This is a genomic window from Nodularia spumigena CCY9414, from assembly GCF_000340565.2.
GTDB classification, from domain to species: domain Bacteria; phylum Cyanobacteriota; class Cyanobacteriia; order Cyanobacteriales; family Nostocaceae; genus Nodularia; species Nodularia spumigena.
This window is the reverse complement of sequence record NZ_CP007203.1, coordinates 4116676-4130257: the sequence shown is the minus strand read 5'-3', so window position 1 is coordinate 4130257 and position 13582 is coordinate 4116676. Positions and strand designations below refer to the sequence as shown.

Genomic DNA, 13582 nt, shown 5'->3' with positions numbered 1-13582 from the left:
TAATTAAAAAACTCTTGCTAACTATTATTGGTTGCGGTAATCTTAACCGCAGTGACGATGCTGTAGGCGTAATTATTGCCCAAGGTTTACAACAATATTTAGCCGAAAATCCTCATCCTAATGTGCGAGTATATGACTGTGGAACTGGGGGGATGGATGTCATGTTTAAAGCTAGAGGTAGTACAGCATTAATAATTGTTGATGCCAGTTCCACAAGTTCAGAACCCGGTGCTATATTTAAAGTTCCAGGAAAAGAATTAGAAGCTTTACCAGAACCTAGTTATAATTTACATGATTTTCGTTGGGATCATGCTTTAGCTGCTGGAAGGAAAATCTTTGCACATGAGTTTCCCCAAGATGTCACAGTTTACCTCATTGAAGCCGCAAATCTTGATTTAGGACTAGAATTAAGTCCCATAGTCAAACATTCTGCTGAGTTAGTTTTTGAACAATTAACCAAATTCATCAACCAGAGTAGATAGATTTAATTAACAATCCAAAATCCAAAATCCAAAATCCAAAATTGACTTATGCCCAATCACGATAAACAGCCAATTCATCTACTCTCATTTCAAAGGGTATACCTTGAATATCTGGGGGACAAACACGGATTTTAGCACTGCTGATAATGGAGTTTAATAATGTTCCCATTGGCACAATTTTTTGCAAAACCCGCCAATTAGTAACTTGATCAGGACATTCAATTACTAATGTCATTGCATTAGCGCGAGTTGTGACATACCAGCGACAATTAGAGAGCAAATTTTGAATGATGCGATCGCACCCGTCATAAAAATATCTACTAATAGAATACTCTAGTTGTTGCCGCAATATAATATCTGCCGATGTCGGCTGCATAGGATGAGAATCGTCACTATTAAAAGAAAAATTATGGTTCGCCATCTCTCTTTATGATCCTAGTTATTTGCCAATAGCCATTCCATAGAGAACATCTTTATTGGTTTCTAGTAATTCTTGGGTTTCGTCATCGTAAAAAGCACCAATTCCACTACAATCTATTCCCAAATAATTACTCACCAAATAAATTATTTGTCCGACAAAACCAGCTAATTGCATAGCCGTTTGATAGTTGATATAGTCAGATACAAAAAACAAAGTTACAGCGCCATCTCTGGCGATCTCTTGATTCACGCATAAGTAACCCGTCCGTTCCCCGAAATTACCTGCTTTTAGCAGATGCGTACCTTTATATAATCCCGGCGATATCCCTTCTACTCGATGCACAACAGAGTAAATTTCGATTTCCTCAAAATGGGCTGTTGGTATCGATTTTTCAATTTGTCGCCAGATATATAAATAGTCTTCTTGAGAAATAAACTGTTTCCGGAAACGTCTAATTGAACGTCTATTCCAAACAGTTTGATAAAATTTATCCTTGTCAAAGTTAAACTGTGGCTGTTCGAGTCGCTGTGCTGGACTTTGCTGCACAGCTGTTAGTTGATAGCTATCTTCAATGAATTTATTAGCTTCAAAATAATCTGTACCACAGACAAAAGGAACCTTCAACCTTAACCGTCTAACTGGCTTTTCTTGCACCTCACCTGAGATTACAGCAGCAGTGATAAACTCTTTATTTTCAAAGCCTAAAACTGTATTGAGAGCAAGTTTATCAAACTCAAAAATCAGTTGTATATCTTGGTTATGCAAATAGGCTGATGCTGCGATCGCACCTAAATGATGACCACTATCTAAAAAGCAATATCTCAGGCTTCTATCCTGATATTTCCAGCTAGACCTATAATAGACACAACTAATTAAAAAAATGTACCCCTTGATACTTTTCCCCGGTATAATATAACTCTCCAACCCATCATCAATTAATTCATAGATCAGAGTTAGACAATTATTCTCAACTTCCAGATGATATATACCATATTGGGATTAATCTGTACAGATAAGTAAGAATGCTTGGTTGCATCGTGGTATGCTGTTTCTAAATTCTTACTTGGCGGCATTTTTGAGTAATCCTAAAATCTCTATATTGCTAGCAAAATCTATGGCTTTATAATCGTCTAAATTTCTTAATTCTAAATTAGGTTTGTATTGTAGAAGTAATTTAGCAACACCTGTCTTTCCTGCTGATGCGGCATACATTAAAACAGTTGCACCGTTATCATTTTGGTTGTCAATGTTAATTTTTGCGGCTAGCAGCAAGCTAATTAACTCGTAATGATTTCCGAAACAAGCAAACCATAAAGCATTATTCCGGTCATGATTTTTAGCATTAATATTTGCCCCTAAATCAATTAGCTCTCTAACAACTGCATAGACTCCTTCTCTAGTAGCTTTCATCAAAGCTGTGTCGCCATTTTCACCTTGTTGATTAAAATTATTGGGGTTGTAGCCATTTGCTATCAGCCATTGCTTGGTGACTTCACTCAATTTTTGCTTTTTGATCTGATTCATCACAAATCCTTAAAATTCCTAAATTGACTCAGAAAGGTAAATAGTAGATTATCCCTACCATTCTTCAACAAAATTTATGGTATTCCAGATTATTAGACTCGTTCAAAACTCTAAATAATTGATTAATTAGTAGCTTTTACTAATTAATTACAGAATTTTGAGATTTATTTGCTACCTAAATAAATCTGGTTAAGTTTAGGAGAAGATTCACGCAGAGTTTCGTTATTTTATTCTTGCATCTATCTTAGGTTTTGCTTAATTTTTAGCTGAACCAAAATTTAGATAGAAATGTTTTAAATAACGCTGTAATCGCTTTTTGTTGAAGTTTAGGTTCACTAGCAACAATTTAGCTTATTTATATATTATCACTCTGATAACTTTAAATTATTAATCATTTATAAAGATCCCAAGACATATTGAGAATTATTGTCTAAAGAACGCTAAAATGCAGCCAAAGATCCTGTAAAAATTAAAAATATCAGGAATTAGACAACGAATGAATTTAAATATACTTTTTCTTAAACCTTTGTAGAGAGGTTTTATAAAATGTCTCTATATTCTTGGTCAAAAATAAGTTTGATGAATTGCTAAAATTTAAAATAAGTAGTCAAATATTATGCGCTATGCCATGAGGATGATACTGTATTTTAACTGACATACTGTTACAAGTATTGTTAATTTTTGACAAGTGTGTCTAAGAGGATGTCTGAGAAGTATCAGTTTTATCCAGATCCCCCCTTACCCCCCTTAATAAGGGGGGGAAAATTAATCAAAGTCCCCCTTTTTAAGGGGGATTTAGGGGGATATACAAGTGTTTTATGCAACACGAAAAAGTTTTCAGACATCCTCTAAACTTTATAAGTCACCATGTGATAAATTTGACGAAACTATGGTAGATTTTTATATATCCGGCTCTAGTAGAAATCAGCTATTAGACTTAAGGGGGAAAGTCCGGTGTAAATCCGGCGCTGTCCCGCAGCTGTAAACCGATTTGAAATTTTTAATTTGAGATTTGAAATTGTATCAGACAGTTCAAAATTTTCAAATTTAAATTTTAAATTGCGTAAGTCAGAATACCCGCCGATAGAAAAGTAACTTTAGCTAAAATCTACGAGGCATAGATGACAGCACAACATACAATATTTGTTTGTACCACTTGTGCGAGTAAGTGGGAAGGTGGTAAGCGTGTCGGTGAAAGTGGTGGAGAAAAGCTGCTCAAACACTTAGAAGCACATTATCCTCATTGGGAATTAAACACAAAGTTTACTATTCAGCCCGTGAACTGCATGAGTGCTTGCGATCGCTCTTGTGTGGTATCCTTTGCTGCATATAGTAAATCTATTTATATGTTTGGTGATATTTCTGCTGATTTGTCACCCACAGAAGTAGCTGGAGTATTCGAGTGTGCAAGTAAATACTATGCACATCCAGAAGGTTTATTACCGTGGAGTGAACGCCCAGAACCACTCAAGAAAGGAATTTTGGCACGTATTCCAGCAGTACCCACGCCCTCACCAATAAATTCCACAGAGGTAGAAGTGTGTAATTAACAATACCATATTTTTACAGTATTTAGGCGATCGCATTTAACACATCACAAAGTGCGATCGCATTCTTGATTCAACAACTCCCAAACCTGCAAAAATATTTGGCTTCATAATTTTTGATTCAGCCGTTATTAAGATTTTCAGCCAGCAAAACTTAGTGTGTCATCGGAATAATATGTTAAATATACAACTGTATCAGCAACCTCACCTTAACCCTAAATGCAGAAATCAAAGTCAATAAATATCCCCAAAGCAACACGCTATCAAAATGCAGCCATAGATTACTATATGGGACTCACCGGTTCCTCCTATCTACATTACGGCTATTGGGAAGTCATACCAACTATTGGTAAAGAATTGACTTTAACTGACCTGCGTGAAGCACAAGCAGCCTATACAGCCAAACTTTTTAGCTTCATCCCAGAAGGAATCAAAACTGTACTAGATGTAGGCTGTGGTATTGGTGGTAATGCAAAATCCCTTTGTGAACGTGGTCTTAGTGTTGAGGGACTAGCACCCGATACCATTCAACAAGAGAAATTTATTCAAAATACTAACGGTAAAGTACCTTTCTACTTAACAACATTTGAAGAGTTTCAATCTTCACATTCTTATGATTTAGTGCTATTGAGTGAAAGTAGTCAATATATGGCTGTAGAAGATTTAGCTCAAGGCGCAGCGCGTTTACTCAATAGTGGTAGTTACTTACTAATAGCAGATATGATGCGCTTTGATGCCTCATACAAAGAAGGGATTTTTTCTAACTGTCATCTTGCTAATGACCTCCAAACAGCTTTAGAGAAAGCTGGATTTAAATTAGTTAAAACCGAAGATATTTCTAAATCAATTGCACCAACCATTGATTTGTGCATTCATAACTTTCAGACTTTTGGATTAACCACATTTAAATATATTGCTGATGTTGTCAAAATAGCAGTTCCACCCATACATACAATAGGAAGTTGGGCTTTTAAACGTTGGTTGGATAAACCAATTACTGAGGGTTTAGCCGCCGGAGAAATTTTTGAAAGCCATCTTTGTTATCAAATTCAACTCTGGCAGTTATCAACATAAATAATATAACATTTGTTAGAAATAAGTCAGGAGTCAATAACTCATGAATTTCCGCAACTTCCCACATTCACAGCAAATACATCGGATTTTGTCTGCATCTATTTTTCACCTCCGCCTGGGTTTTGCAGCTAACCATAATTGCTTGACTGGGGTAGCTGTCGCTTTAGTTATTTCTGTTCCTACTTTAGCTTCAGCCGCTCCTTTGCGAGTAGGAGTAGCTGGCTCTGCGCCTTTTGTAGTTCGCAAAGATAAAGACACTTCAGGGATTAGTGTTGAAGTATGGAAACAAGTGGCTCGTTCTCAAAAGATAGAGTATGAATTAATACCCCAAGCTAGCGTTGCTAATGCTCTAGAAGTTGTAGAGCAGGGAGAATTGGATTTATTGATAGGTCCCATCACAATTACTGCTCAACGCCTACAAAAAGTTGATTTTACCCAACCTTATTTTTCTACAGAAATTGCCGTCTTAACAACAGCTGAAGACCCCAGTATTTGGAGCCGGGTTAAACCTTTTTTTGAAACTGCGGTTTTAACGTCGATGGGGATATTAGTTATTCTGATGTTCGTCGTCGGGAATTTGGTGTGGTTAGCGGAACGAAATAAAAATAGTGAACAATTCCCCAAAAATTATCTTCAGGGCGTGGGTAATGGGATGTGGTTTGCATTGGTAACATTAACTACAGTGGGATATGGCGATCGCGCACCTGTTACCCGTCTCGGTCGTCTCATCGCTGGGACTTGGATGGTATTGGCTTTAGTAACAGTCTCGTCACTAACAGCAGGACTAGCTTCCGCCATAACCATAGCCTTATCCGGTGATTCTACTGAACAATTTACCAGTCCTTCCAGCCTGCAAGATACCAGATTAGCCACTGTAAAAGGTTCATCTAGTGTTGAGGTAGTGCAGAACTATAGTAATCGAATTCAAGAAGTCGCCACCCTAGGAGATGCTGTAAAACTATTATCTACCAAATCAGCAGATGCAGTAGTCTTCGACCGTCCCGCTCTGGAATATTACCTCACGCAAAATCCCGAACTGAACGTAAAATTAACTAACTTGTCTCTGGGAAATGAGCTTTATGGGTTTGTCTTACCCATCGATAGTTCTTTAACAAAAAAACTCAACATTGAATTGCGACTGATGTCTGAAAATGGCTCTTTAAAAGACATTGCTACTCGCTGGCTCAGTTATACATCAGAAGATTCTCAAAATCCAATATAGCAATTCTAAATGAAAAAGATCCCCGACTTATCAAAGAATTCGGGGATCGAAACCTCATTCAAAGCAATACTCTACACAAGATATGGTTCTTGGTGAGTCTTAATTGTGCAATTAGAACGGGGATAAGTAACGCAAAGGAGAGCGAAACCTTTATCCATTTGCTCATCATCTAGAAAGATTTGATCAGATTGATCAACTTCACCTTCAACAATTTTTCCCACACAACTAGAACAAGAACCTGAATGACAAGAGAAAGGTAACTCAATACCATTTTCTTCTGCTGCGTCTACAATGGTAGTCTCTTCATCAACTTCAATTGTGGTGTCGAGGTCTTGCTTTTTGTTGATTAATCTAACTTGGTAGGTAGCCATTTTCCGATTCTCCTCAAAATTTATACGATTAGATTGATTTCTTGAAGTTTACCTAGTTCACTGAAAACTTCCAGAAACAGCGCGGAAGAGGACACTGCATTGATGGGGTTCCTCCGGCTGTAGGCGATCGCAAGTAGTATCGGCTTACCAACTTGCGATTTTTTCCAAACCCGTAAATTAGCAAGTGTCCATCATTTATACGGGAAACTTTGAAGGCTATTTGGTACTAACAGAACTTGAGAAAAACTCCACACAAGTGTCTTTCCAAATTCCCCAAATATTCAACTAGCTGCAAGGTACACCAGTGGGTGTACCATCATCTGTTTTGAATGATTTTCCGCAACCGCAGGTATCACTTGCATTAGGGTTAGTGAACTTAAAGCCACTTTCCATTACCCCTTCTACAAAGTCGATTACAACTCCATCTAATAACGGCGCACTTTTAGCATCAACGTAAATCAACACATTACCTTGCTGAATTACCAAATCATCTGGTTGTGGCTTGCTAGTGACATCAATTCCATATTCATAGCCACTGCAACCACCATCTTTTACAGATACACGGATGCCTTTTGAAGCGTCATTATTTTCAGGGGAAGAACCTCTGATAAATGACCGCAGACGAAACTCTGCTTTTTCTGTTAAACTAACAGCCATAACGTCTCCTGATGTGTCGCGATGAAGTTGTGGTGTCAGTTATCAGTTATCAGTTATCAGTTATCAAATAACAAATGACTAATGACTAATGACTAATAACTACTTTGTACAATTACTTGTAGGTTCCATTGATGGGGGTTGTCCGTATCTCCAGGGTGCAGTATTACCGCATACTGGACAAGCGCGATCGCGTTGAGAACGACGCTTGGCAAATTCCATCCGATTTAAGTCAATTGTTAATAACTGCGATAACAGAGGTTGACTGAATCCAGTGATCAGCTTAATCGCCTCCAACGCTGTCAGACAAGCAAGTGTCCCAGAGACAGCGCCCAGAACCGAAAAAGCACGTCTATCCCAATCAGGTTTTTCTGGAAACAGACAGGATAAACAAGGAGTCACACCAGGAATAATCGTAGTCAGATAAGCCTCCATACCGTCCATAGCAGCCTCCACCATCGGTTTACGCCAACGGACACAAGCCGCATTCAGCAAGTCGCGTTCCGTAAAATTATGGGCGCAATCCAACGCCATATCAGCCGATTGCACTAAGGAGTCTACATTTTCCGCAGTGACATAATCATGAACTACATCCACCTTGATATCAGGATTGATAGCTTCCAGAGTTTCTTTAGCTTTGAAAACCCTGGGTTTACCTACCCAATCATCCGTCATTAAAATCTGACGGTTCATGTCATCCAATCGCAAGTCACCACCCCGGACTAGGATTAGTCGCCCAACGCCCGCTACTGCTAAGTAAAGCGCCGCCGTACCGCCTAATCCCCCCACACCCGTAACTAAAACTGTCGCTGACTTCAGGCGTTTTTGAGCTAGTTCGCCAAAATTTGGGAGCATCATTTGGCGACTATAGCGTTCTAATTCGGTAGGCGTTAGGTTGATCAATTTTTACCTCCTAATCAGAAGTGATTTCTGTCAGCTTAACTACATTCTTCGGCTTGTCATTAAAGACTTTAAACAGCTTTTCTTCATAAGCTGTTGATTCCAAGAAAAGATCATGAGCTTTTTGCAAAGCTAACGAATACTCATTGAGTATTTCGGCTGAAGTTAAACCATGAGAATTATCATCAACTTCTGCCATAAATTGCGAAAATTTCTTCAATATATGCAGACGATTGACATTCACATTTTCTTTGTCGTAGGGTAAGTTGAAGAACTGAAAAAATTCTTCTGCATCTACAAGCTTTTTGAATTCATTCATAGTTCCAGTCATTGAGCCTTCTCCATTATTTTTAGCTGTTGCTTAAGCTCATCTAGCTGCTCATAGATTTTATAAGTTGCAGCCGCTACATCCATCAGGGTTTTGTAATCTGTGGGTAGACCTTCTGCTAAGTCATGCAGATCCATTTTCATTTGACCTGCTTTACTATTGAGCCGCTTAATTTTGGTTTTGATTTCTTCAATATTTGTTTCGCTCACTTGCGCCATTTATTACTCCTAATTATTAATTTTCACAAAAACACTAAGATTAGGGACTTCCTCGAAATAATTTATTCCTAATAAACTAACCACAGAGGCACAGAGGACACAGAGTCATGAGGGTCTGAGAGGTTTTTTGTTAGGTGATTTCGGATTTTTTATTTGGAAGTCCCTAATTTGAGTTTTTAGGTAGTCTTAAATGTGGGATTATTCCACTTTTTTGCACGTCATTGCGTTCGCGTAGCGTGTCCGAAGGACTTACGCAACGAAGTGGAGTGAAGCAATCGCAAAATCTCAGACTAACAACAAACCTATGCGATTGCTTCGTCGTTCCTCCTCGCAATGACAATTATTCTGTTCTTGCAAAATACAAACTGGGATGCACCCCTTAAATGTTCCCTACTTCGGAGAATTTTTTGCCTAATTCTGCACCTTTTTTGACGTAGTTTTCGCCTTCTTCTGCTAATTTTTCCATTGAGTCAAAACCAAAGCGATGAGCATCACGCAAGGCTTTTTTCGTTAGCAAAAGACGACCCGAAAAAACCAGCGCCCAGCCGAATCCTTCATGGCTCAAGTCAATCACAACCTGAGAGATTAGACCTGTTTCCTGTTCAATAGCAGCCGCTACAGCCCGGAAAAATGCCATAATCCGTGCTTGAGTAATCGGATCAACTTCACCCTCAAGAGAAATTTCGCGTTTCTTTTGTTTGGTGACAACAAAGGGTTTGAGGATTAATTCATCAGACCAATTACGATAAACTCCGTAAGTATCCTGTCCGCGAATTTGTTGTACTAATGTCTTGAGAAAAGGAGAGTTCAAGACTGCTGTATCGGTGCTTCCGTTCACACTATTATTTGTACTCATACTGTTGCTTCAACTTGAAATTAATCTGCAAAGTTGGGAGTAGTTTGTCTTAAAGCTTTACGCAACCAAGGTGGAGGATTACCTTTGAGAGTTTTCACAAGTTTATTGAGAACTTCGCTAATTTCCTCTTCCTCTGATTTGGCTTTGACTGGGGTAACGCCTTTCTTAATTAAACGGGCTGCGGCGCTACCACCAATTGCTGTCACATAAACGATGGTACAATCAACCAAAGCATCAAGTTTAGGATTGATTTTATCTTCGTTACCATCTTCTTTTAAGTCACCTTCAAATTTCAGCGTTTCGAGAAATTCATATCCCTCATCGGATATTTCATAAACATCAATTTCTCTCGCCCATCCGAAGTGAGCATTAATGTGAATTCGGTCACTTGTCGTAAAGGCTATTTTCATTCTCTTGTCCTGAATTAAGGATCGGGTTTTGGATTTTGGGTATTGAGGATTAGGTATCAGGTATTGAGTATTGAGAATAAATTTATTCTTAGTCCCTACTCCCTACTCCCTACTCCCCACTCCCTATTTCCCATAATTGTTTAACTCTCTCTTCTTCGGCTTCTAAAAATAGATTACCGATACCAAATAAAAGCTCCATTGTGCCTCGATATCCAACTTTCGTGAAGTATCCATTTCCTAAACGGTCGTAAATGGGAATACCTAGACGATAAAAAGGCATCGAGAGACGTTTAGCGATCGCACCTACGTTAGAATTACCAATGAGTAAATCAGAACCAGCTGCTAGTTGCTCAAAGTCATCTAAGTCGCCGATGGTGACACTTTTAACAGGGAGTTTTTCCAACAGAGGCGATCGCGTCGTCGTCACCACTGCATGAATTTGAGTCCCCATCGATTGCAAAAAGTTCACCGTTGACCATAATAAATCAGGTTCCAACGCCAGGGACACTCGTTTTGCACCAAAGTAAAAATGACTATCAAGCATCGCATCTTGCAACTGGCGACGTTGGCGGCGGTATTTTTCTGGAACGCTATTACTACTCAGAATCGCCAATGCTTGCAGAAACTCATCCACAGCATCCAATCCAGTCAGTTCACCAAACACCTCGTAAGGGATGTTAAAGCGCTCCTCCAGGATTTTGGCGGCATTTCGCATACTTTCGCCTAAAGCGATGGTAAAGGCGGAGCTACCTATGTCTCGTAGCTGTTTTATGGTTGTACCACTAGCTGTAACCGCACTATAACCATCTTCTAAATGACCATCTAGGGAAGCGCCAATATCAGGAACAATAATTGGCACTAATCCGAAAGCAGTCACCATTTCCTTGATTTCCTGCAAATCCCCTGGTGTTAGAGAAGAACCCGCCAAAATCGTGACTTGCTCAGTTCTAATCCCACCAGCCTTGGGGATTTCCCTAACTATACTTTCCACAGCCGCCGCAAAACCATCTTGCAGCGCCCCCTTGAAATCTGGGGTAGGAGCAAATACAATCGGTAAATAGTCTAATTCCGGATGGCGATCGCGGATATCCTTAAGAAAACGTTCCAGTTCATCTCCTCTAGTTTCCGTTAGCCCCGTACTACATAGACCAATAATTTCTGGCTGCACCTTCTCCACTAAGGTAAGAATAGCCTGTTCCACATTTTCTTCGCCACCCAAAATAGTAGAAACCTCAGTCATGGCTGTAGTGGCTAGGGGAATAGCTTCCCGAAAATGCCGTACAAGCACAACCTTAGCAAAAGCAGTACAACCTTGGGAACCGTGGAACAGAGGGATCATCCCCTTCAACCCCAAAAAGGCTAAAGATGCACCCAAAGCTTGGCTTTGCTTCAGAGGATTAACAGTCAGTGGTTTATTGGGAAGATTAACAATCGCCATTATATTAATACCAAATTACGTGATTGGGGACTGGTTACTAGAGATTAGGCATTAGGCATTAGGAAGTTAAAATCTTCTCCCCCCTCTCCCCACACTCCCCACACTCCCCCTGCTCCCTGCTCCCCTGCCTCTTATCCTTCCAACTCTTCCCAAGGAGCGGGCTTACGTATTTGTTCCCAAATAGGACTATAAAGAGCCTCATACAATTCTCGTGCCATCTCAACCATCCCCGAATAACCAGCATAAGGATGGTGACGTTCTTGGTTAATATCCAGAAAAGGAATCCGAGCCTTCAGAGCAGTATATTGGTTACGACCACCAGCAATCAACATATCAGCGCCAGTATCCTTCACCAGTTTTAACAATTCCTTAGCGTTGCCCTTCTCCATCATGATCCCATCATTACCAATCAACTTCTTGATTCGGGCTTTATCTTCCTCAGTGCTTTTTCTCGTACTGGTAGCAACAACTTCAATGCCCAAATCCTTAGCCGCCGAGATAATCGACCAACTCTTAACACCGCCAGTATACAAGACAACTCGCTTACCTTTGAGTCGAGCGCGATAGGGAGCCAAAGCCAAATCAAGAGCCGCAGTTTCTTCAGCAATCAGCTTTTCTGTGCGTTCCTGCAAATCCGCATCACCCAACTTAGCAGCAATATTTCGTAGACAACGATTCATATCATCGATGCCATAGAAAGACTCTTCAATGTAAGGAATGTTGTAGCGTTCCTCCATTTTTCTCGCCATATTGAGCAAAGCTCGTGAGCAGATCATCACATTCAGCTTGGCACGATGGGCATAACGAATATCATTGTAACGAGCATCACCCGTAATTTTAGATAAAACCCGAATGCCTAATTTTTCTAAAAGTGGAGTAACTCCCCACATTTCACCGGCGATGTTGTATTCACCTATCAAGTTAATATCATAAGGCGTAGTTGTTTCTGGTTCTGCTGTACCAACTACATATTCCAGCAAAGCTTCACCACCAAAGCGGTTTCCCAAGTTTTTACTACCAATAAAGCCCGGAGCAATCACCGGAATCACAGGAATGCCAGTTTTCTCAGTTGCAGCCTTGCACACAGCATCCATATCATCGCCAATTAGAGCCGTGACACAGGTAGCATAGACGAAAATAGCTGGTGGCTTGTAGCGATCGCTAAGTTGTAAAATTGCCTGATAGAGCTTTTTCTCACCCCCGAAAATCACATCATTCTCACTCAAATCGGTAGTAAAGCCCGTCTTGTAAAGTAAAGGCCCAGAGGAGAGACTACCACGACTACCCCAAGAATTACCAGCACAGGCGATCGGCCCGTGGACTAAATGAGCTGCATCAGTAATAGGTACAAGAGCAATCATTGCACCATCAAAAGCACAACCACCTTGAGCCGCACCTGGTTGAGCTTGTTGCGTGCAAGATTTGTTTTTCTTTTCTCCTTGTTTGTGCTGATTGTGTTCACATCCTGATTCACTGAGCAGCTCGTTAATTTTGCCTTGGGTACTTTTCATGTCTCTTCTCTCTTCTCTTCTCTTGCTGGATCGACAGTGTTAATATCAGTTATTAGTCTATTCACTGAGTAATAGACCACCTGCAAAAATCCTCTTTAGTCCACATTTACACCAGATAATTAATTAGTGTAAATCTGTGGTATAGTTCTCATAAAATTGACTTTTGCAAGATGCTTAATGAGTCATAATTGGAGATAAGTTTCTAACAAATATATTTTGTGATGTCTTCTCCACACTCATCAGCAAGATAAGATAAAGCCCGAAAACGCATTCCCACAAACTCGTCATACAAGGGATTAAGTTTACACAGAGGTGGAATATGCAAAGTTCGCCCAAATAAACTAATATTGCGCTCAAAAGGACAACAACAAGGAATTACTTGACAAATTACATGAGCAATCCGGTAATTTTTAACCGGCATTCCATCCAACCAATTACGCACAGGATTAAGAAGATTGTGGAACCAGCCTGATTTTTTATTGTTAGGTGGATGGTAGTTAGGATGAGAGTGAGTGTGATTGATACTTTCCATAATAGATATCTCAGGTAAATGCGAGAAAAAAAGGAAGGTAAGTTGGGGATGGGAGATTAAGTACCGGGTATCGGGTATTGGAAAAACTCTGTCT

At 39.8% G+C, this 13582-nt stretch carries 16 protein-coding genes, 1 pseudogene and 1 riboswitch; of the genes and pseudogenes, 4 read left to right on the top strand and 13 right to left on the bottom strand.

Annotated elements, in window-relative coordinates:
• Nucleotides 1-14: 14 nt before the first annotated feature.
• Entirely contained in the window at nt 15-482 is a 468-nt protein-coding gene (locus NSP_RS18075; protein ID WP_006194533.1) for a hydrogenase maturation protease, read from the top strand.
• 46 nt (nt 483-528) lie between these two features.
• Here the strand turns inward: NSP_RS18075 and NSP_RS18070 are convergent, their stop codons facing one another.
• From NSP_RS18070 to NSP_RS18060, 3 genes and pseudogenes are all read right to left on the bottom strand, one after another.
• Nucleotides 529-903: a hypothetical protein gene (locus NSP_RS18070; protein WP_006194534.1), complete on the bottom strand. Its 375-nt coding sequence runs from the start codon at nt 901-903 to the stop codon at nt 529-531.
• Between the two features lie 18 nt (nt 904-921).
• Nucleotides 922-1893, bottom strand: a pseudogene (locus tag NSP_RS18065) (nitroreductase family protein); the annotation flags it as partial.
• Nucleotides 1894-1962: 69 nt separating this feature from the next.
• Complete coding sequence (locus NSP_RS18060) at nt 1963-2427, bottom strand: ankyrin repeat domain-containing protein (protein ID WP_017804304.1); 465 nt, start codon at nt 2425-2427, stop codon at nt 1963-1965.
• An 892-nt stretch (nt 2428-3319) separates the two neighbouring features.
• A riboswitch (cobalamin riboswitch) is annotated at nt 3320-3525 on the top strand.
• A 23-nt stretch (nt 3526-3548) separates the two neighbouring features.
• On the opposite strand from NSP_RS18060, the gene NSP_RS18055 reads away from it, so the two are divergent.
• From NSP_RS18055 to NSP_RS18045, 3 genes are all read left to right on the top strand, one after another.
• Nucleotides 3549-3977 carry a DUF1636 family protein gene (locus tag NSP_RS18055; RefSeq protein WP_006194537.1) on the top strand — a complete coding sequence of 143 codons (429 nt, stop codon included), beginning with the start codon at nt 3549-3551 and terminating at the stop codon, nt 3975-3977.
• A 216-nt stretch (nt 3978-4193) separates the two neighbouring features.
• Complete coding sequence (locus tag NSP_RS18050; protein ID WP_006194538.1) at nt 4194-5048, top strand: class I SAM-dependent methyltransferase; 855 nt, start codon at nt 4194-4196, stop codon at nt 5046-5048.
• 43 nt (nt 5049-5091) lie between these two features.
• Nucleotides 5092-6270 (top strand): transporter substrate-binding domain-containing protein, encoded by a 1179-nt coding sequence (locus NSP_RS18045; RefSeq protein ID WP_006194539.1) that lies wholly within the window; start codon nt 5092-5094, stop codon nt 6268-6270.
• Between the two features lie 71 nt (nt 6271-6341).
• On the opposite strand, the gene NSP_RS18040 is transcribed toward NSP_RS18045, so the two are convergent.
• The 10 genes from NSP_RS18040 to NSP_RS17995 all read right to left on the bottom strand — a co-directional run bounded on the left by NSP_RS18040 (nt 6342) and on the right by NSP_RS17995 (nt 13488).
• Nucleotides 6342-6641 (bottom strand): 2Fe-2S iron-sulfur cluster-binding protein, encoded by a 300-nt coding sequence (locus NSP_RS18040; protein WP_006194540.1) that lies wholly within the window; start codon nt 6639-6641, stop codon nt 6342-6344.
• 285 nt (nt 6642-6926) lie between these two features.
• Nucleotides 6927-7298, bottom strand: coding sequence for a HesB/IscA family protein (locus NSP_RS18035; protein WP_006194541.1), 372 nt, complete (start codon nt 7296-7298; stop codon nt 6927-6929).
• A 99-nt stretch (nt 7299-7397) separates the two neighbouring features.
• Nucleotides 7398-8198 (bottom strand): HesA/MoeB/ThiF family protein, encoded by an 801-nt coding sequence (locus NSP_RS18030; protein ID WP_006194542.1) that lies wholly within the window; start codon nt 8196-8198, stop codon nt 7398-7400.
• A 10-nt stretch (nt 8199-8208) separates the two neighbouring features.
• Nucleotides 8209-8526: a nitrogenase-stabilizing/protective protein NifW gene (nifW, locus tag NSP_RS18025; RefSeq protein WP_006194543.1), complete on the bottom strand. Its 318-nt coding sequence runs from the start codon at nt 8524-8526 to the stop codon at nt 8209-8211.
• The gene (locus NSP_RS18020) at nt 8523-8741 is read right to left on the bottom strand and encodes a CCE_0567 family metalloprotein (protein ID WP_006194544.1); all 219 of its coding nucleotides are present in this window, start codon (nt 8739-8741) and stop codon (nt 8523-8525) included. Before NSP_RS18020 ends, nifW begins: the two co-directional genes overlap by 4 nt.
• Before the next feature lie 379 nt (nt 8742-9120).
• Nucleotides 9121-9597 (bottom strand): NifX-associated nitrogen fixation protein, encoded by a 477-nt coding sequence (locus tag NSP_RS18015; protein ID WP_006194545.1) that lies wholly within the window; start codon nt 9595-9597, stop codon nt 9121-9123.
• A 20-nt stretch (nt 9598-9617) separates the two neighbouring features.
• A complete protein-coding gene (gene nifX / locus NSP_RS18010; protein WP_006194546.1) occupies nt 9618-10007 on the bottom strand; it encodes a nitrogen fixation protein NifX in 390 nt (129 codons plus the stop codon).
• A 109-nt stretch (nt 10008-10116) separates the two neighbouring features.
• Nucleotides 10117-11445 carry a nitrogenase iron-molybdenum cofactor biosynthesis protein NifN gene (gene nifN / locus NSP_RS18005; protein WP_006194547.1) on the bottom strand — a complete coding sequence of 443 codons (1329 nt, stop codon included), beginning with the start codon at nt 11443-11445 and terminating at the stop codon, nt 10117-10119.
• Between the two features lie 131 nt (nt 11446-11576).
• Nucleotides 11577-12956, bottom strand: coding sequence for a nitrogenase iron-molybdenum cofactor biosynthesis protein NifE (gene nifE, locus NSP_RS18000; RefSeq protein ID WP_006194548.1), 1380 nt, complete (start codon nt 12954-12956; stop codon nt 11577-11579).
• Nucleotides 12957-13158: 202 nt separating this feature from the next.
• Nucleotides 13159-13488, bottom strand: coding sequence for a Mo-dependent nitrogenase C-terminal domain-containing protein (locus tag NSP_RS17995; protein ID WP_006194549.1), 330 nt, complete (start codon nt 13486-13488; stop codon nt 13159-13161).
• Nucleotides 13489-13582: the final 94 nt, after the last annotated feature.